Origin of the sequence: Limnohabitans sp. (assembly GCF_030158565.1) — a bacterium.
Lineage (GTDB): Bacteria > Pseudomonadota > Gammaproteobacteria > Burkholderiales > Burkholderiaceae_C > Limnohabitans_A.
Window position 1 is genome coordinate 1 of the sequence record NZ_JAOASQ010000057.1, and the last position, 17,554, is coordinate 17,554.

Consider the following 17,554-nt stretch of genomic DNA (forward strand, 5'->3'; position numbering starts at 1 on the left):
AGGCGTGATCCACGAGGAAATCGCCCGCGCCGACCTGAGCTTTTCTTACCTGAACTTGCTGGCATCCCTTAACAGCCAGATCCTTTACAAGTACGGCAATCCCGACGTGGTGCGCCCCTGGCTCGACAAGATCCGCGAAGGTCGCGCCATTTGCGCCATTGCCCTGACCGAACCACGCGGCGGCTCGGACGCGGCCAACCTGCGTTTGCGGGTCGAACGCGACGGCGACTTCTACGTCATCAACGGCGAGAAAACCTCCATCTCGGCTGCTGACCAGGCCGACATCACCGTGGTCTTTGGCCGCACCGGCAAGCCCGAAGACGGCGCACACGGCGTCACGGCCCTGCTGGTGCCCATGGACACGCCCGGCCTGAGCACCAGCCGCTTTGACTGCCACGGCCAGCGCTCGATCGGTCGCGGCTCCATCTTTTTCGAAAACGTGCGTGTGCCCGTCAGCCACCGACTGGGCGACGAGAACAAGGGTTTTGTGCAGGTGATGCACGGCTTTGACTATTCCCGCTCGCTCATTGGCCTGCAATGCCTGGCCGTGGCCCGCGCTGCGCTGGATGAAACCTGGGAATACATCACCCAGCGCCAGGCCTTTGGTCAGCCGTTGTCGGCTTTCCAGGGCGTGACGCACCCGCTGGCCCAGTACGACACCGAGGTCGAAGGTGCGCGCCTGGTCTGCCTGCAAGGCCTGTGGCTAAAGGACCAGGGCTTGCCTCATTCGGCCGAAGCCGGCATGGCCAAGTGGTGGGGCCCCAAGCTGGCCTACGACGTGATTCACCAATGCCTGCTGTGCTTTGGCCACGGCGGCTACGACCGGGGCCTGATGGAGCAACGCCTGCGCGATGTGCTGGGCTTCCAGATCGGCGACGGTACGGCCCAGATCATGAAAACCATCATTGCGCGCACCCGTGCGGGGCGCAAGAACGTGCCCGCCTGACATCCAAAAAAACATTTCACCCCCAAGGAGACAAACATGGAATTCGATGCCGTTTTATTGCCCGCTCGCCGTGCTGCGATGATCGCCCAAGGCCTGTGGCACGACCGCACCATCAACGGTGAGCTGGACGCCTGCGTCGCGGCTTGCCCCGACAAGCTGGCCCTGACCGCCTACCGTGTGGAAGCCGGAGATGTGCGCCGCTTCACTTACCGCGAGCTGGCGCAAATGGCCGACCGCGTGGCAGTGGGCTTGACGCGACTGGGCGTGCAAAAGAACGACATCGTGGCCTGCCAGTTGCCCAACTGGTGGCAATTCACCGTGACCTATCTGGCCTGCTCGCGCATCGGTGCGGTCATCAACCCGTTGATGCACATCTTCCGTGAGCGCGAACTGAACTTCATGCTCAAACACGGCGAGGCCAAGATCATCATCGCGCCCAAGACTTTCCGGGGTTTTGACTTCGAACAGATGATCACCGCCATTCAGCCAGGCTTGCCCGAGCTGAAGCACATCGTGGCGGTGGACGGGCAAGGCGCCAACAGCTTTGAAGCGCTCCTGAGCGGCCCCGAATGGGAAAAGCAAGCCGATGCGGCGGCCATTTTGAACGCGCACCGCCCCGGCCCCGACGACATCACCCAGCTCATCTATACCTCGGGCACCACGGGTGAGCCCAAGGGCGTGATGCACTCGGCCAACACCGTGATGGCCAACATCATTCCTTATGCTGCACGACTGCAACTGGACGCCGAAGACGTGGTGCTGATGGCCTCGCCCATGGCCCACCAAACGGGGTTCATGTACGGCCTGATGATGCCCATCATGCTCAAGGCCAGCGCGGTGCTGCAAGACATCTGGGAGCCCAAAAAGGCAGTGGAGGTCATCAACACCGAAAAAGCCAGCTTCACCATGGCCTCGACACCTTTCCTCACGGACCTGACGCGTGCGGTCGTCGACAACAAAACGCCCGTGCCCACGCTCAAGACCTTCCTGTGCGCCGGTGCCCCCATCCCCGGCCCGCTGGTGGAGCAGGCCCGCGCTGCGCTGGGCACCAAGATCGTGTCCGCCTGGGGCATGAGCGAAAACGGTGCTGTCACGCTCATCCAGCTAGACGACCCGGACGAGCGTGCTTTCACCACCGACGGTGTGGCGCTGCCTGGCGTTGAGCTCAAGGTGGTGGAATCGGATGCCTCCGGCCCAGCCCTGCCAGCCGGTTCGCCTGGCAAGTTGTATGTGCGTGCGTGCTCCAACTTTGGCGGCTACCTCAAGCGCGCACATCTGAACGGCACCGATGCCGAGGGCTGGTTCGACACCGGCGACCTGGCCAGCATGGATGCACAAGGCTACATCCGCATCACCGGCCGCAGCAAGGACGTGATCATCCGGGGCGGCGAAAACATCCCCGTGGTCGAGATCGAATCCTTGCTTTACCGCCACCCTGCCGTGGCCTTGGCGGCCATCGTGGCCTACCCCGACGAGCGACTGGGCGAGCGTGCTTGCGCCGTGGTGGTGCCCAAGCCTGGCCAAAGCTTTGACATGCCCACCATGGTGACCTACCTGAAAGAGCAGAAGGTCGCGATCCAGTACATCCCCGAGCGACTGGAAGTGCGTGAGGCCATGCCCTCCACCCCCTCAGGAAAGATCCAGAAATTCAAGCTGCGCGAGGATTTGCGCAACGGTGCAGCTTAAGTCCTAGCGCTCAACTTTTCATCACACCCAACAAGAGACAAACCATGAAAACCTCGACACATTCAAAACTTCGTCGCAGCATGACGATGGCCGCAATTTCAGTGCTGGGCTTGAGCGCCAGCCTGAGCAGCCAGGCCCAGTCCTGGCCGAGCAAGCCCGTACGCATCGTCGTGGGATTTGCGCCCGGTGGCACCACCGACGCCATGGCGCGACTGGTCGCGCAAGGCTTGGCTGAAAGCCTGGGTCAATCGGTGGTCGTTGACAACAAACCCGGAGCCAGCGGCAACATTGCTGCGGCTGAGGTGTCTCGCGCCACCCCCGATGGTTACACCTTGTTCATCTCGCCCACCTCGGTGGAAACCGTCAACCCGCACTTGATCAAATCCACCCTGCTTCCTTCTCGGGACCTCACGCCCGTCGCCGGCGTTGGCAAATCGCAAATGTATTTGGTCACCAAACCCCAAAGCACCGCCAAGGATGTGCGCGAACTGGTTGCACAGGCCAAGGCCGGAAAAATGGCCTACGCCTCGGCTGGCGCAGGCACGCCGCCCCACCTCGCTTGCGAGCTCTTCAAGCAAGCCACAGGCACCAACATCCTGCATGTGCCCTACAAAGGCGCAGCGCCAGCCTTGCAAGATGTTCTGGCAGGACAAGCCGACATGGTGTGCGACCCCGGCATTGCCTTCCCTCACATCCGCACCGGCAAGGTCAAATTGCTGGCTGTGGTGAGTGAGAAGCGCTCGCCCTTCTTTCCTGATGTGCCCACCGTGGCGGAGCAAGGCTTCAAAGGGGCCAATCTGGACATCTGGTTCGGCATGTGGGCGCCCAATGGCACACCGGCGGAGGTCATCGCCCGTTTGAACCGCGAAGTTGGCAAAGCATTGGCCTCCCCCACGCTCAAGGTCCGCTACGCCGACCTGGGTGGTGAAAACGTTGCCTTGGACACCGCCGAATTCAAGGCCCTGCTGGCCAACGAAGGCAAGGTGCTGGGCAATCTGATCCGCGACCAGAAAATCACCGTCGAGTGAGCAGGAAAGCACGATGTCCGAGTCCCCCATCCTGACCGCACGGCAAGGCCGTGTCGGACTCATCACCCTCAATCGCCCGGCGCAACTCAATGCCCTCAACGACGCCCTGATGGACGCGCTGGGTGAGGCTCTGCTCGGCCTGGACCAAGACCCGGACATCGGTGCCATCGTCATCACCGGCAGCGACAAGGCTTTTGCCGCCGGTGCCGACATCGCCGTGATGGCCGACTGGACCTACATGGATGTGTACCAGAGCGGCTTCATCACCCGCAACTGGGAAACCATTCGCCAGGTGCGCAAGCCGGTCATTGCCGCCGTGGCCGGTTACGCCATGGGCGGCGGCTGCGAGCTGGCCCTGGCCTGCGACATCATCTTGGCGGCAGAGTCTGCGCAATTCGCATTGCCTGAAATCAAGCTCGCCATGCTGCCAGGCGCAGGGGGCACGCAGCGCCTGCCTCGCGCCATTGGCAAAGCCAAGGCCATGGACATGTGCCTGTCGGCCCGCATGTTGTCGGCACAAGAAGCCGACCGCTATGGCCTGGTCTCGCGCGTGGTGCCAGACGCCGATCTGCAAACCACCACACTGAAACTGGCCACACAAATTGCGGGCTACTCATTGCCCGCCCTCATGGCCATCAAGGAATCTGTCAACCGCGCCCACGAGAGCAGCCTGAGCGAAGGCATCCTGTTCGAGCGGCGTGAGCTGCATGCCCGCTTTGCCAGCGACGACGCGCACGAAGGCATGCACGCCTTCCTGGGCAAACGCAAACCTGTTTTCCAACACCGCTGAACCGACTTTGACCATGGCCCTCGACACCGAATCTTTTGAACTCCTGCTGCCCACCCTCCAGCGCTTCATCCAGGAGCGCCTGATCCCTGCCGAAGACCACCTCGAAGAGCACGACGATGTGCCACTGGACATCGTGCAGGACATGAAAGACATGGGCCTGTTTGGCCTGACGGTGCCCGAAGAATTTGGCGGCATTGGCCTGTCGGTCAGCCAGGAAGTACTGGTCAATTACGAGCTGGGCCGCACCGCGCCCGCCTTCCGCTCTGTCTTTGGCACCAACATCGGCATCGGCTCGCAAGGCATCCTGATGGACGGCACGCCAGAGCAAAAAGCCACGTATTTGCCCCGCGTGGCCAGCGGCGAGCTGATCATGTCCTTCGCACTGACCGAGCCCGATGTCGGCACCGATGCCGCCTCGCTCAAGACCCGAGCGGTGCTGGACGGCGACCATTACGTGCTCAATGGCACCAAACGCTACATCACCAACGCACCCCGCGCCGGTGCCTTCACGCTCATGGCGCGCACCGGTGGCCCGGGTGCGGGCGGGGTGTCGGCCTTCATCGTTCCGGCCGACCTGCCAGGCATCACCTTGGGCAAGCCCGACAAGAAAATGGGCCAGCGCGGCACCAAGACCTGTGACGTGATTCTGGAAAACGTGCGTGTGCCCGCCGCCAACATCATCGGTGGCGTGCCCGGGCAGGGCTTCAAGACCGCCATGAAGGTGCTTGATCGTGGCCGCTTGAACATTTCTGCCGTTTCTTGTGGCTTGGCCTCGCGCATCCTCGACGAAGCTCGCCGCTACGCCCGCGACCGCAAACAGTTCGGCAAACCGATTGGCGAGTTCCAGCTGATCCAGGCCATGCTGGCCGACAGCCAGGCCGAATTGCTGGCAGGCTGGTCCCTCGTCAAGGACGTGGCGCACCGCTTTGACGGCAAGCCTGCGCATGTGTCCGCCCCTGAAATTTCCATGCAAGTGTCTTGCGCCAAATTGTTCTCCACCGAGATGGTCGGACGCGTGGCCGACCGGGGCGTGCAGATTCATGGCGGTGCGGGCTACATCAACGAATACCCGGTGGAGCGCTTTTACCGCGACGCCCGCTTGCTGCGCCTGTATGAAGGCACGACCCAAGTGCAACAAATCATCATCGGCCGCGAGCTGCTGCGCACAGCGTGAACGCAGGCTTCACACACATTTTTAAATCGGAGTGAGCTCATGAAAATTCTTGTTCCCGTCAAGCGGGTGGTGGACTACAACGTCAAAGTGCGCGTCAAGTCCGACGGTTCCGGTGTGGACATTGCCAACGTCAAGATGAGCATGAACCCCTTTGACGAAATCGCCGTCGAAGAAGCCGTGCGCCTGAAAGAAAAAGGCCTGGCCACCGAAGTGATCGCTGTGTCCTGCGGCGTGAGCCAGTGCCAGGAAACCCTGCGCACCGCCATGGCCATCGGTGCCGACCGCGGCATTTTGGTCGAGACCCCAGCCGATCTGGATCTGCAGCCCCTGGCCGTGGCCAAGCTGCTCAAGGCCTTGGTCGCCAAAGAGCAACCCGGCCTGATCATTTTGGGCAAGCAAGCGATTGACGACGATTGCAACCAGACGGGCCAGATGCTGGCTGCTTTGGCCGACTTGCCCCAAGCGACGTTTGCCTCCAAGGTCGAGATCGTGGACGGCAAGGCCCAAGTGACCCGCGAGATCGACGGCGGCCTGGAAGTGCTGTCCATCAGCTTGCCAGCGGTGGTGACCACCGACTTGCGTCTGAACGAGCCGCGCTACGTGACGCTGCCCAACATCATGAAGGCCAAGAAAAAGCAGCTCGACACCTTCAAGCCAGAAGACCTGGGCGTCGATGTGGCACCCCGCATCAAGACCCTCAAGGTGATGGAGCCTGCCAAGCGCAGCGCCGGCATCAAGGTGCCCGATGTCGCCACCTTGGTGGACAAGCTCAAGAACGTGGCCAAAGTGATCTAAGGACTGAAGAACATGACTTCCCTCGTTATTGCAGAACACGACAACGCCTCCATCAAAGGCGCCACCTTGAACACCGTGACAGCCGCTGTGGCTTGCGGTGGTGACGTGCACGTGCTGGTGGCTGGCCACAACGCCGCTGCCGCCGCGCAAGCCGCAGCGCAAATCGCTGGTGTGTCCAAAGTGATCCACGCCGACAGCGAAGCCCTGGCCCATGGCCTGGCCGAGAACGTCGCAGCACAAGTCTTGGCGATCGCTGCCAACTACAGCCACATCTTGTTCCCCGCCACTGCGGCTGGCAAAAACGTGGCCCCCCGCGTGGCGGCCAAATTGGATGTCGCGCAAATCAGCGATGTGACCCAAGTCATCTCGGCCGACACCTTTGAGCGCCCGATTTACGCAGGCAATGCCATCGCTACGGTGCAGTCCACCGACGGCACCAAAGTGATCACCGTGCGCACCACCGGCTTTGACGCCGCAGCCGCCACCGGTGGCGCAGCAGCCGTTGAAAGCGCAGCCGCCCAAGCCGACAGCGGCAAGAGCAGCTTCACGCGCAGCGAGATCGCCAAGAACGACCGCCCAGAACTCACCGCAGCCAAGATCATCGTCTCCGGTGGCCGCGCTTTGGGCAGTTCGGAAAAGTTCAACGAAGTGATGACGCCGCTGGCCGACAAGCTGGGTGCAGCGATTGGCGCCAGCCGCGCAGCAGTGGATGCTGGTTATGCCGCCAACGACTTGCAAGTGGGCCAGACCGGCAAGATCGTTGCACCTCAGCTGTACATCGCCGCAGGCATCTCGGGTGCGATCCAGCACCTGGCGGGCATGAAGGACTCCAAGGTGATCGTGGCGATCAACAAGGACCCAGAAGCCCCGATCTTCAGCGTGGCGGACTTTGGCCTGGAGGCCGATCTGTTTGCCGCTGTGCCTGAGCTCTCGGCCGCTTTGTGAGTTTGAATGCCCCATGCTGAATAACATGGGCGCTTTCCGTCTGGCACACAAGTCCTCACGGAGCAAGCCTTGCGAGCGACGCTCAAAAATGGGTCTGCGCTTCACTGCCCATTTGTGCGAGCGACTTGGCTCGGTAGGCTTTGGGTGTCATGCCGATGTGTTTGCGAAAGAAACGGCTGAAATAAGCATCGTCCTCAAAACCGAGTTCGGACGCCAATTGCTTGATGGGCAAAGCGGTGTAGACCAACTCGCGTTGCGCTTCCTGGATCAAACGGTCATTCATGACCTGCAAGCTCGATTTGCCCAAGACCTCACGGCACAGGCGCGAGAGTTGCCCGACCGTCACACCGACCTGGTTGGCGTAGCTTTGCAAGGAATGGTCGGTGCGGAAATTTTTGTCGATCAAGCTGCGGAATTTTTCGATTTGCCTCGACTTGCGCGAAATGCTGTAGTGGGTTTGGGTGTCGCCCAGATCGGACAATTTGCAAATGCGGTGCACTTGCACCATCAGCGCCAACAACAAAGACGTCCCCGCGGCCACCTGGCCTTCAGCCGGTGTGTGCGATTCTTGCTCCAGCGCCAAAAACAAAGGCATGAGCTGGTCGATGTAGCGCATCTCCGACTGCAAAGAGAGCAAACGTGGCGTGCGTATGGTCTCGAGCAAAGGCGGCATCATCAAGGCAGCCGCCGATTCCAGCGCCTTTTGCATAGCCGTGACCACCGGGCCATTGGTATCTTGAGAAAACCGGAACCCGTGCACATGACCTGCCGGGATCAACATCACGCAGGGCGCATGCAGTGTTTGCTGAACATGCTCAATCTGCACATCCACATGCCCCTCAGTGAGGTAAAGCACCTGGATGAAGGAGTCGTGCCGATGGGGATGGATCAGCCAGTTGTACAAGGTCGAACGCTGTGGAATCCATTCGAAATTGAATGCCGCCGATTCTTCATGTCGGCTCGAATCGCCATACAAATCGTAACTCGGGATAACCCTAGAAACCGCCATTTTCACACTCCAGTTCGCACGAATTGTCCTGTTCTTCGAACGAATCGTCAAAAAAATTTTCGACCCTCATTCCAACAATCTTGGGCAGAGAACAGGAACAAGGACATGGTCATGAGTGGAGACAAAAACTGGCTTGAACTGCAGGGCCGCGTGTGCGTGGTCACCGGTGCGGCTAGCGGCATCGGCGCATCGGTGGCCCAGCGTTTGACGCAAGTAGGTGCACGCGTGGCAATGCTCGATCGCGATGCACAAGGCTTGCAGCGCATGCACGATCAGTTGCAAGCACAAGGCGCGCAAACCCTGGCGGTGAACTGCGACATCAGCGATGCGGCCAGCGTGCAGGCGGCCTCAGAAAAAGTCCAGTCCACATGGGGCACCGCCTACGCACTGATCAACAACGCGGGCCTGCTGCGTTCTGGCGGCTTGGCCGATGTGAGCCTGGACGACTGGAACGCCGTGCTGGCGGTCAACCTGACCGGCTACCTGCTGTGCGCCCGCGCCTTCGGTGCGGCCATGCGTGCAGCCGGTGAAGGCTGCATCGTCAACGTGGCCTCCATCTCGGGCCTGTTCCCGCAAAGCCACAGCGGTGCCTACAGCGCCAGCAAGGCCGGCGTGCTGCAGATGTCCCGCCAACTGGCCGTCGAATGGGGCCCACAGGGCGTGCGCAGCAACGCGATCTGCCCCGGCATGATCCGCACCGCTTTGTCGGCCAAGTTTTACGAAGAGCCTGGTTTTGAGGCCAAGCGTTCAGCCGTCACCGCCAGCCGCCGCATCGGCGAGCCGCAAGACATCGCCGATGTCGCGATCTTTCTGGCCAGCCCCCGTTCGAGCTATGTCAACGGTGCCGAGCTCGTTGTCGACGGGGGCATGTCCTGCATGTTGATGGACATGGTGCCGCGTCCTGGCTTCAACCAAACCGCTTGAGGAAACAAAAATGACAAACCATTCCGAATGTGATTTGCTGGTGGTGGGCTCTGGTGCCGCAGGCTTGTCTTGCGCCATCACGGCCAAAAAACGGGGCCTGGATGTGGTGGTGATCGAGAAAGAACCCGTGTTCGGCGGCACCACCGCCCTGTCGGGTGGCGTGCTCTGGGTGCCCCTGAACGCGCATGGCCGCAAGCAAAACCCGCAAGACACGCTCGATGCGGTGCGCACCTACATGATGCAAGAGACCGGCACTTACTACGACGAAGCGGCCGTCGCCGCTTTCATGGACCAGGGCCCCAAGATGGTCGACTTCTTTGAGCGCGAAACCGAGATGAAATTCATCCCCACGCTCTACCCGGATTACCACCCTGACGTGCCTGGCGGCGCGCCGATTGGCCGCTCCATCCTGGCGCAGCCCTACGACATCCGAGGTCTGGGCAAAGACATGCCGCGCTTGAAGCCCCCGCTCAAGACCATCACCTTCATCGGCATGATGTTCAACTCGTCCAATGCGGACCTCAAGCACTTTTTCCAGTTCACGAAATCACTGACGTCCTTTCTGTACGTGGCCAAACGGTTGGTCAACCACCTCAAGGAACTGGCGTTGTACCAACGCGCCATCAACGTGACCAGCGGCAATGCGCTGGCCGCGCGTCTGGCCAAATCGGCGCTGGACCTGGGCATTCCGATCCTGACCTCGACACCGGCCAAACGGGTGTTGACCGAGAACGGCCAAGTGGTCGGTATGCAGGTGGGTGGCGAAGGCGGTGAGCGCGACATCCGCGCACGCCGTGGCGTGGTGCTCGCTTGCGGTGGCTTTCCGCAAGACGTGCAGCGCATCGCCAAGGCTTATCCGCACCTGCAAAGTGGCGGGGAACACCTCTCACCTACCCCCGAAACCAACACAGGCGATGGCGTGCGCATGGCCGAGACTGCAGGCGCCGATGTGGACTTGCGCTTCAAGGATGCAGCCGCCTGGATGCCCGTGTCCAAAGTGCCCTATGACAACGGCGAATTTGGTGTGTTCCCCCACTTGCTGGACCGTTACAAACCCGGCGTGATTGGCGTGCTGCGCAACGGCAAGCGCTTCACGAATGAATCGAACTCGTACCACGATGTGGGCGTGGCCATGATCGAAGCCTGCAAAGGTCAAAAAGAAACCGTGATGTGGCTGGTCTGTGACAAGACCACCTTGGGCAAATACGGACTGGGCTTCGTCAAACCCGCGCCCATGCCCTTTGGCAAATACATCCGCAATGGTTACCTCTTTGAAGGCAAGACCTTGGCCGATCTGGCCCAGGTCACCGGCATCGATGCGGCGGGTCTGGAAGCCACCGTGCGCGAATACAACACCGGTGCTGTCAAAGGTGTGGACGAACAACACGCCCGTGGCACCACCGCCTTCAACCGCTACCTGGCCGACCCCAACCACCAGCCCAACCCCTGTGTGGCACCGGTTGAAAAAGGTCCGTTCTATGCGGTCAAACTGATGATGGGCGACCTCGGCAGCTTCGATGGCATCCAGACCAGCGTGGTGGGTGAGGTCAAGAAAAGCGATGGCTCGGTCATCCCGGGTCTGTACGCCGTGGGCAACGACCGGGCCAGCATCATGGGTGGCAACTACCCGGCCGCAGGCATCACGCACGGGCCCAACATGGTGTTTGCCTATGTGACGGCCAACCACATCGCCGACAAGGCGGGGGCCTGACATGCGCACGCTCATCAAGCCTTTGGTGGACCACCGCATTTACACGATTGCGCTGCGCAAGATGCCGGAGTTTCTGGACGTCTTCAACCGCCTGGCCATGCCCATATTGGTGGACACGTTGGGCCACCCCATTGGCTTTTACACCAGCTTGGTGGGGCCGCAAAACCAGTTTGTGCACCTGTGGGGCTATGACGATTTGGCGGACTACGAACGCCGATGCCGTGCACGCGACAGCCATCCGGACTTTGCTGCTTACTTGCAGGCTTCGGCACACCTGATCACGGCGCAAGAGACGCGACTGATCCGCAGCGCCACCATGCCGGGATGGAGCGTTGCATGAGCGCCGCACCTGTGGCCATCGTCACCGGCGCCGCTGAGGGCATCGGCTGGGCCACGGCACAGCAGCTGGCCCATGCGGGTTGGAGCGTGGCCTTGTTCGATCTGAACGGTGCGCTCGCGGCTGAACGTGCGCAAGCCCTAGGTGCCCAGCACTCGGGCTGGGCCTGCGATGTGACCGATGCGGACGCGGTGAAAGCGCAGGTGAGCGATGTGGTGGCACGCCATGGCCGCATCGATGGACTGGTCAATAACGCCGGTATCGCCGACCAAACGGCCCCGACATTGAAGCAGGACATCGACGCGTTTGACAAAGTCTTGGCTGTGCATTTGCGAGGGGCCTTTGTGATGTCGCAACACGTGATTGCGCAGATGAACCAGCAAGCGCGTGATGCCCACGGCAACCGAGGCGCCATCGTGAACATCGGCTCCATCGCCAGCTTTGGCGGCATTCCCGGTCGCAACGCTTACTGCGCGGCCAAAGCCGGCGTGCTCGGCATGACCCGGGCTCTGGCCACTGAATGGGCGCGCCGAGGCATCCGCGTGAATGCCGTGGCACCCGGTTATGTGAAGACCGCCTTGGTCGCCAGCCTGACCGAACGCGGCGCGATCGACGCCCAGGCGATTGCCCGCCGAACCCCTATGGGACGCATGGCCGCCCCCGAAGAAATTGCCCAGGTGATCGCCTTTTTGGCCTCACCCCTTGCCAGCTACATCACCGGTGCGGTGTTGCCAGTCGACGGTGGCTGGGCCGCCTTGGGTGCGCCCGAGGCGGCACTTGGCCCTCTTCAAGAAGATTAAAAAAGGAGACAACCCAGATGTTGACGATCAATTTATTCAACGGCCTGGTCTACGGCGCATTGCTCATCGTGATGTGCTCGGGACTGGCCCTCATTTATGGCCTGCGCCGGGTGGTGAACTTCGCCCATGGCTCGCTGTACATGTTGGGCGCTTACCTGGGCTATTCGATTTCACTGCACAGCAATTTCTGGGTGGCATTGGTCGCTGCACCCGCCATCATGGCCGTGTTCGGAGTCTTTCTGGACCGCTATGGGTTTCGCTTGCTCCAAGACCGCGACCCACTCACGGTGGTGCTGGTCACTTTCGGCTTGCTGCTCGTGATTGAGGATCTGGTGCAAACCACTTGGGGCAAAAGCAACTTGTCCGTGCCGGTGCCTGAAGCCCTGGCTTTCAGCGTCGACTTGTTGGGCACGCCTGTGCCGGCCTATCGCTTGTCTGTGATCGTGATCGGTTTGCTGGTGGCGCTGGGCTTGAGTCTGTGGTTGCGCTTTTCCAAGGTGGGTTTGTTTGTCCGTGCCGCCAGCACCGACCCTGTGACCACCTCCATGCAAGGCGTGAACACCGACTTTCTGAGCGCAGGCGTTGTGGGCCTGGGCACGGCGCTGGCGGGTCTGGCCGGTGTGGTGGCTGCGCCCTTCCTGTCCTTGTCGCCAGCCATGAGCTCTGACGTGATCATCGACTCCTTTGTGGTGGTCGTGATTGGGGGCTTGGGTTCTTTGGCAGGAGCCTTCATCGCGGCACTGGTCTTGGGCATGGTGCAGGCCATTGGCGCGGTGTACCTGCCCGATGCCGCCGTGTTGCTGCCCTTCGTGTTCATGATCGGCATCCTGATCTGGAAGCCCTCCGGTTTTGCCGGCAGCCGTACTTAAGCAGGAGTGGATCAACATGAGTTTGAAGAATTCTTCTTTGGGTGCCCTTGCAGCCTTGGGTCTGGGGGCCGTGGTGGCCTTCGGTGTGTCGTCGAGCACGCTCTTGTCGCTGCTCACCCAGTCCATCATTTATGCGGTGTTTGCACTGGGTGTAGGCGTTTTGCTCAAGCAAAACGGCATGGTCAGCTTTGGCCACGCCTTGTTCTTCGGCGGGGCCAGTTACCTGATCGGCATCTTGCTGCAGCTGCAGCTCATGTCGGCCGAACTGGCCATTTTGGTGACCTTGCTGGCCGTGACGGCGGCAGCCTTCCTGATCGGGCTGGTGATCGTGCGGGTGCCGGGCGTGGCCTTTGGCATGTTGACACTGGCCATCGGTCAGATGTTTTTCCTGTCGGCATCACGCGCCCGCGGTTTAACCGGCGGCGCTGACGGCATGAACATCGATTGGCCGTCGCGTCTGTTTGGTTTTCCGATGTCGCAAATGCTCAAACCCGCCACGATGTTCTTGGTTTGCTGGAGCACCCTGGTGGTGGTGATGTTCCTCTTGGCATGGCTGATGCGAACCCGCTTTGGCGGCATCACCGAGGCGGTGCGCGACAACGAAGAACGCGCACGCTTCATTGGCATCACCACCTTGCTGCCTCGCGCTGCGGTCTATGCATTGTCCGCCTTGGTGACCTCAGTGGCCGGCGTGCTCTCGGCCATGAACACCGGCTTTGTCTCCCCCGAAAGCATGCACTGGAGCCTGTCGGGTGTGGCTTTGATGATGGTGGTTGTGGGTGGCTTCAAGGCGCTGTGGGGGCCTGCAGTGGGTGCGGTGGTTTATTTCATGTTCAAAGACATATTGGGTGAACACGCCACGCACTGGATGACAATTTTCGGCATGGCCCTGATCGCGGTCATCGTGTTCTCGCCCACAGGTGTGGCGGGATTGTTTGACCGCTGGGTTCTGGGCAAGAAGCCCTCGATCAAGGTCGGCGGCCACTGAGTGGGAGAACAAGATGACAAATTACGTATTGCAAGCAGACGACGTGGCCATCCACTATGGTGGTGTCAAAGCGGTCGATGGCGTGGCCATCACGCTTGAAAAAGGCCAAATCCGAGGCCTGATTGGCCCCAATGGCGCAGGCAAATCTACCGTGATCGACGCGATCACCGGCAGGCGCAAGCTCACCAGGGGCAAAGTCAGTTTGCTGGGGCAAGACGTTTCAGCGCTTGGCGTGGTTGAACGGCGCATGCGCGGCTTGTCGCGCAGCTTTCAGCGCACCAGCATCTTCGGGCAAATGACCGTGCACCGCCAGATTGAGCTGGCCTCACACAAGATGGGCGTCAAAGATTCCGCTGCCGACGCCGAAGCGGTACTCAAGGAACTGGACCTGTGGGCGCTCAAAGATTCGACGGCCGAAGATCTGGGCTACGGCGAGCAGCGCCGACTGGATCTGGGACTGGCTTTGGTGGGTCGCCCCACAGTGCTGCTCCTCGACGAGCCGATGGCGGGTCTGTCGGTCAAGGAATCTCTGGATCTGGCGCAGCATTTGAAAAAACTCACCGCCAGCTGGGACGTGTCGGTCTTGCTGGTGGAGCACGACATGGATGTGGTGTTTGGCATCTCCGATGTGGTGACGGTGTTTGAGTTGGGCCGTGTGATTGCCAGCGGCGCGCCAGCTGAAGTGCGCGCCAATCCACGTGTACGTGAAGCTTATTTGGGGAGCGCAGCATGAGCGCCTTGTTGAGTCTGAAAAACGTCCACGCCTACTACGGTGCGGCGCACATCCTGCACGGCCTGGATCTGCATGTGAACCCGGGTGAGCGGGTGGCCCTCATCGGGCGCAACGGGGTGGGCAAGACCACGGTGGTCAACACCATCCTGGGGCTGGCCAGTCTGCAAGATGGGCATGTGGCTTTTGGTGGCAAAGAGCACACCAAGCTGCGCGCCTACATGGCGGCGCAGCATGGCATAGCGGTGGTGCCGCAAGGTCGGCGCATTGTGGCCAACCTGACGGTGGAAGAAAACCTGATCCTGGGCGCCGCCGTGGGCCGCAAGGGGCCTTGGTCAGTGTCCGAAATCTACAAAATTTTCCCGATCCTGCAAGAGCGCGCCCACACACCGGGCACGGCGCTGTCGGGCGGCCAGCAACAGATGTTGGCGGTCGGGCGTGCGCTGATGGCCAATCCAGCCTTGATCTTGCTCGACGAGCCCACCGAAGGTCTGGCCCCCGTGATCGTGGACCAGCTGGCCGTCATCTTCAACCAGGTGGCTGACCAAGGCACGGCGCTTTTGTTGATTGAACAAAACATGAGTCTGGTCGTGCGTGTGGCTCGGCGTTACCTGGCCATGGCCAAGGGCGCCATCGTCGCGCAGGGCGAAGTCGTCAATTCCCGTGATGGTCTGCATGCACTTGAAAACCACGTCATGGTCTGAGCGTCCCATTTTCCCCAACCGATGTCCGGACGGTTTCCGGCAAATTCCCACAAAAGGAGACAAGCATGTTCAAAATGAAAACCATCCAGCGTTCCCTCGTCGCTGCGGCCCTGATCGCTGCGCTGCCCATGGCGGCTGTGGCACAAGGCAAAGAGCCGGTCAAGGTCGGCCTGGTGTCGTCCAAATCGGGCGTTTTTGCTCAACAGGGTGAAGAGGTCATGCGCGCCATCAAGTTCGCCATCGACGAAGCCAACGCCAAAGGTGGCGTGGACGGCCGCAAAATCGAAGTGAAAGAAGCCGACGACGAAGGCACACCGGATGCGGGTCGTCGCGAAGCTGAAAAACTCGCCCGGGATGGCTACAACCTCTTGATCGGTGCGATCCCCTCCTCCATCTCTCTGGCCATTGCCCAGAACCTGGACCGCTGGGATGCCGCTTACTTTGTGGTGGCCAGCAAGTCTGACAAGTTGACCGGCGACACCTGCAAGCCACGGAGCTTCCGCACCAACCACTCCGACGCGATGGACATCGCGATGATCAACGCTTGGGCCAAGAACATCAAGGGCAACAAATTTGCCGTGATCGCTGCCGACTATGTCTGGGGTCGTGACTCTGGCGAGTCGTTCAAAAAAGCGGCCGAAGCTTCCGGCAAAAGCGTTCCATTGAGCTTGTACGTGCCCATGGGCACCAAGGACTTCTCGCCCTACATCGCCCAACTCAAGGCCGCCAATGTGGACGGGATTTGGGTGGCCGAAGTCGGTCGTGACGCCATTGCCTTCGTCAAGCAAGCCGAAGAGTTTGGCCTGATCCCCAAGACACCTTTGATCGGTCACTCTCTGATCTTGAACTTCATGATCAATGCGACCGGCAAGGCCCTGGAAGGCACACCTGGCACAACCGGCTACACGCCCGACATTGACACGCCCAAGAGCAAGGCTTTTGTGGCCGCCTGGAAAGCCAAGTTCAACCGCCTGCCCACCGACAACGAAGGTCAGGCCTACAACGGAGCCCAGGTCATGCTGGAAGGCGTCAAGCTGGCCAAGAGCAACAAACCTGAAGAGGTCAGCAAGGCCCTGCGTGGTGCCCAACTGGACACCATCTATGGCAACGTGACCATGCGTGCGGCTGACAACCAACTGGTCTTGCCCAACTACGTGGGTCGCGCCAAGATGGCCGATGGTGTTTTGCGCCCTGTGGTCGAGCAAACCTTCCCCGCGTCCATCGTCCCCGCACCTTCGCCACTGTGCAAGATGTGATGCCCGGATGATGTGAAAACCAAGCCGCCTGTGCTTCATCGCCAGGCGGCTTTTTTACGGGAGATCAAGCATGCATATTTTGGTGACCGGCGCGACCGGAGGCATTGGCCAAGGCATCTGCGAGGTGCTGGCCTCGCAGGCAAAGCAAGAACTCAAGCTGACGGTGGCCAGCACGCAAAACGGCGAACGCCTCTCACACTTGCTTCAGGCCCTGCGTGACATGGGCGTGCAAGCGCAAGGCGTGGTGGGCGATGTGACCCGCCCCGAAGATGCAAGGCGCATGGTGCATGAGGCGCAGACTGGCCATGGCGATCTGGACGCCTTGGTCTGCGTGGCGGGTGCATCAGGGCCAGGCCAACTGGCCGATTTGTCGGTGGAGCAATGGGACTTGACCTTCAACCTGAACACCCGCTCGGTGTTCCTGATGGCCCAAGCGGCCTACCCCTCGCTCAAGCGCACACGCGGCAGCATCACGGCCATTGCCTCCATGTCGGGCTTGCACCCGCATCCCGGTTATGGCGCTTATTCGCCGGCCAAAGCGGCGCTCATCATGCTGTGCCGTCAACTGGCGCAAGAGTGGGGGCCAGAAGGCATACGAACCAACACGGTGTGCCCGGGCATGGTCCGAACCCCGCTGACCGAAGCGGTCTACCAAGATGCTGACACCAAAGCGCGGCGCGAAGCCCTGGTGCCCATGGGGCGCATCGGTCGGCCCGATGACATTGGGCAAGCCGTGCATTACCTGATCAGCGCGGGCGCAAGCTACGTCAATGGTCAAAACCTCGTGGTCGATGGCGGCGTGGCCGACCACATGCTGACCATGATCCCGGGGCGCCCCGGCAAACCAGCCGTGAAAGACTGA

18 protein-coding genes are annotated in these 17,554 nt (G+C 61.0%); 17 read left to right on the forward strand and 1 reads right to left on the reverse strand.

The genetic code is table 11. The features are described 5' to 3' along the window. From Q1W40_RS11925 to Q1W40_RS11955, 7 genes are all read left to right on the forward strand, one after another. Nucleotides 1-946, forward strand: a 946-nt coding sequence (locus tag Q1W40_RS11925) for an acyl-CoA dehydrogenase family protein (protein ID WP_300712238.1), incomplete at its 5' end; no start/stop codon positions are given. Nucleotides 947-982: 36 nt separating this feature from the next. Then, on the forward strand, nt 983-2,632 hold the full coding sequence (gene aliA / locus Q1W40_RS11930) for a cyclohexanecarboxylate-CoA ligase (protein ID WP_300712241.1): 1,650 nt from the start codon (nt 983-985) through the stop codon (nt 2,630-2,632). Nucleotides 2,633-2,676: 44 nt separating this feature from the next. Then, nucleotides 2,677-3,660: a tripartite tricarboxylate transporter substrate binding protein gene (locus Q1W40_RS11935; protein WP_300712244.1), complete on the forward strand. Its 984-nt coding sequence runs from the start codon at nt 2,677-2,679 to the stop codon at nt 3,658-3,660. Nucleotides 3,661-3,673: 13 nt separating this feature from the next. Then, on the forward strand, nt 3,674-4,450 hold the full coding sequence (locus Q1W40_RS11940) for an enoyl-CoA hydratase (RefSeq protein WP_300712249.1): 777 nt from the start codon (nt 3,674-3,676) through the stop codon (nt 4,448-4,450). Nucleotides 4,451-4,463: 13 nt separating this feature from the next. After that, entirely contained in the window at nt 4,464-5,624 is a 1,161-nt protein-coding gene (locus Q1W40_RS11945; protein ID WP_300712252.1) for an acyl-CoA dehydrogenase family protein, read from the forward strand. A 39-nt stretch (nt 5,625-5,663) separates the two neighbouring features. Next, nucleotides 5,664-6,419 (forward strand): electron transfer flavoprotein subunit beta/FixA family protein, encoded by a 756-nt coding sequence (locus Q1W40_RS11950; RefSeq protein WP_300710547.1) that lies wholly within the window; start codon nt 5,664-5,666, stop codon nt 6,417-6,419. Between the two features lie 12 nt (nt 6,420-6,431). Then, on the forward strand, nt 6,432-7,364 hold the full coding sequence (locus Q1W40_RS11955; RefSeq protein ID WP_300712255.1) for an FAD-binding protein: 933 nt from the start codon (nt 6,432-6,434) through the stop codon (nt 7,362-7,364). An 82-nt stretch (nt 7,365-7,446) separates the two neighbouring features. Here the strand turns inward: Q1W40_RS11955 and Q1W40_RS11960 are convergent, their stop codons facing one another. Further along, nucleotides 7,447-8,373 carry a helix-turn-helix domain-containing protein gene (locus Q1W40_RS11960; RefSeq protein ID WP_300712257.1) on the reverse strand — a complete coding sequence of 309 codons (927 nt, stop codon included), beginning with the start codon at nt 8,371-8,373 and terminating at the stop codon, nt 7,447-7,449. Between the two features lie 105 nt (nt 8,374-8,478). On the opposite strand from Q1W40_RS11960, the gene Q1W40_RS11965 reads away from it, so the two are divergent. From Q1W40_RS11965 to Q1W40_RS12010, 10 genes are all read left to right on the forward strand, one after another. Beyond that, entirely contained in the window at nt 8,479-9,297 is an 819-nt protein-coding gene (locus Q1W40_RS11965; RefSeq protein WP_300712260.1) for an SDR family oxidoreductase, read from the forward strand. Between the two features lie 10 nt (nt 9,298-9,307). Then, the gene (locus Q1W40_RS11970) at nt 9,308-11,008 is read left to right on the forward strand and encodes an FAD-dependent oxidoreductase (protein WP_300712263.1); all 1,701 of its coding nucleotides are present in this window, start codon (nt 9,308-9,310) and stop codon (nt 11,006-11,008) included. Nucleotide 11,009: 1 nt separating this feature from the next. Further along, entirely contained in the window at nt 11,010-11,348 is a 339-nt protein-coding gene (locus tag Q1W40_RS11975) for an NIPSNAP family protein (protein WP_300712266.1), read from the forward strand. Continuing rightward, the gene (locus Q1W40_RS11980; RefSeq protein ID WP_300712269.1) at nt 11,345-12,145 is read left to right on the forward strand and encodes an SDR family oxidoreductase; all 801 of its coding nucleotides are present in this window, start codon (nt 11,345-11,347) and stop codon (nt 12,143-12,145) included. Before Q1W40_RS11975 ends, Q1W40_RS11980 begins: the two co-directional genes overlap by 4 nt. Nucleotides 12,146-12,162: 17 nt before the next feature. Further along, on the forward strand, nt 12,163-13,014 hold the full coding sequence (locus tag Q1W40_RS11985; RefSeq protein ID WP_300712272.1) for a branched-chain amino acid ABC transporter permease: 852 nt from the start codon (nt 12,163-12,165) through the stop codon (nt 13,012-13,014). Between the two features lie 16 nt (nt 13,015-13,030). After that, nucleotides 13,031-14,002, forward strand: a complete 972-nt coding sequence (locus Q1W40_RS11990) for a branched-chain amino acid ABC transporter permease (protein ID WP_300712274.1) — start codon at nt 13,031-13,033, stop codon at nt 14,000-14,002. 13 nt (nt 14,003-14,015) lie between these two features. After that, entirely contained in the window at nt 14,016-14,735 is a 720-nt protein-coding gene (locus Q1W40_RS11995) for an ABC transporter ATP-binding protein (protein WP_300712277.1), read from the forward strand. After that, a complete protein-coding gene (locus Q1W40_RS12000) occupies nt 14,732-15,436 on the forward strand; it encodes an ABC transporter ATP-binding protein (protein ID WP_108325227.1) in 705 nt (234 codons plus the stop codon). The genes Q1W40_RS11995 and Q1W40_RS12000 overlap by 4 nt, the downstream gene beginning before the upstream one ends. Before the next feature lie 65 nt (nt 15,437-15,501). Then, nucleotides 15,502-16,692, forward strand: coding sequence for an ABC transporter substrate-binding protein (locus Q1W40_RS12005; protein ID WP_300712281.1), 1,191 nt, complete (start codon nt 15,502-15,504; stop codon nt 16,690-16,692). 70 nt (nt 16,693-16,762) lie between these two features. Beyond that, on the forward strand, nt 16,763-17,554 hold the full coding sequence (locus Q1W40_RS12010; protein WP_300712284.1) for an SDR family oxidoreductase: 792 nt from the start codon (nt 16,763-16,765) through the stop codon (nt 17,552-17,554).

Bases quoted from the DNA above. Each gene is read 5' to 3' on its own strand.
- Q1W40_RS11955 (WP_300712255.1), top strand. From the start codon at position 6,432: ATGACTTCCCTCGTTATTGCAGAACACGACAACGCCTCCATCAAAGGC.
- Q1W40_RS11990 (WP_300712274.1), top strand. From the start codon at position 13,031: ATGAGTTTGAAGAATTCTTCTTTGGGTGCCCTTGCAGCCTTGGGTCTG.
- Q1W40_RS11940 (WP_300712249.1), top strand. From the start codon at position 3,674: ATGTCCGAGTCCCCCATCCTGACCGCACGGCAAGGCCGTGTCGGACTC.
- Q1W40_RS11965 (WP_300712260.1), top strand. From the start codon at position 8,479: ATGGTCATGAGTGGAGACAAAAACTGGCTTGAACTGCAGGGCCGCGTG.
- aliA (WP_300712241.1), top strand. From the start codon at position 983: ATGGAATTCGATGCCGTTTTATTGCCCGCTCGCCGTGCTGCGATGATC.
- Q1W40_RS12005 (WP_300712281.1), top strand. From the start codon at position 15,502: ATGTTCAAAATGAAAACCATCCAGCGTTCCCTCGTCGCTGCGGCCCTG.
- Q1W40_RS11970 (WP_300712263.1), top strand. From the start codon at position 9,308: ATGACAAACCATTCCGAATGTGATTTGCTGGTGGTGGGCTCTGGTGCC.
- Q1W40_RS11935 (WP_300712244.1), top strand. From the start codon at position 2,677: ATGAAAACCTCGACACATTCAAAACTTCGTCGCAGCATGACGATGGCC.
- Q1W40_RS12000 (WP_108325227.1), top strand. From the start codon at position 14,732: ATGAGCGCCTTGTTGAGTCTGAAAAACGTCCACGCCTACTACGGTGCG.
- Q1W40_RS11995 (WP_300712277.1), top strand. From the start codon at position 14,016: ATGACAAATTACGTATTGCAAGCAGACGACGTGGCCATCCACTATGGT.
- Q1W40_RS11980 (WP_300712269.1), top strand. From the start codon at position 11,345: ATGAGCGCCGCACCTGTGGCCATCGTCACCGGCGCCGCTGAGGGCATC.
- Q1W40_RS11960 (WP_300712257.1), bottom strand. From the start codon at position 8,373: ATGGCGGTTTCTAGGGTTATCCCGAGTTACGATTTGTATGGCGATTCG.
- Q1W40_RS11985 (WP_300712272.1), top strand. From the start codon at position 12,163: ATGTTGACGATCAATTTATTCAACGGCCTGGTCTACGGCGCATTGCTC.
- Q1W40_RS11950 (WP_300710547.1), top strand. From the start codon at position 5,664: ATGAAAATTCTTGTTCCCGTCAAGCGGGTGGTGGACTACAACGTCAAA.
- Q1W40_RS11945 (WP_300712252.1), top strand. From the start codon at position 4,464: ATGGCCCTCGACACCGAATCTTTTGAACTCCTGCTGCCCACCCTCCAG.
- Q1W40_RS12010 (WP_300712284.1), top strand. From the start codon at position 16,763: ATGCATATTTTGGTGACCGGCGCGACCGGAGGCATTGGCCAAGGCATC.
- Q1W40_RS11975 (WP_300712266.1), top strand. From the start codon at position 11,010: ATGCGCACGCTCATCAAGCCTTTGGTGGACCACCGCATTTACACGATT.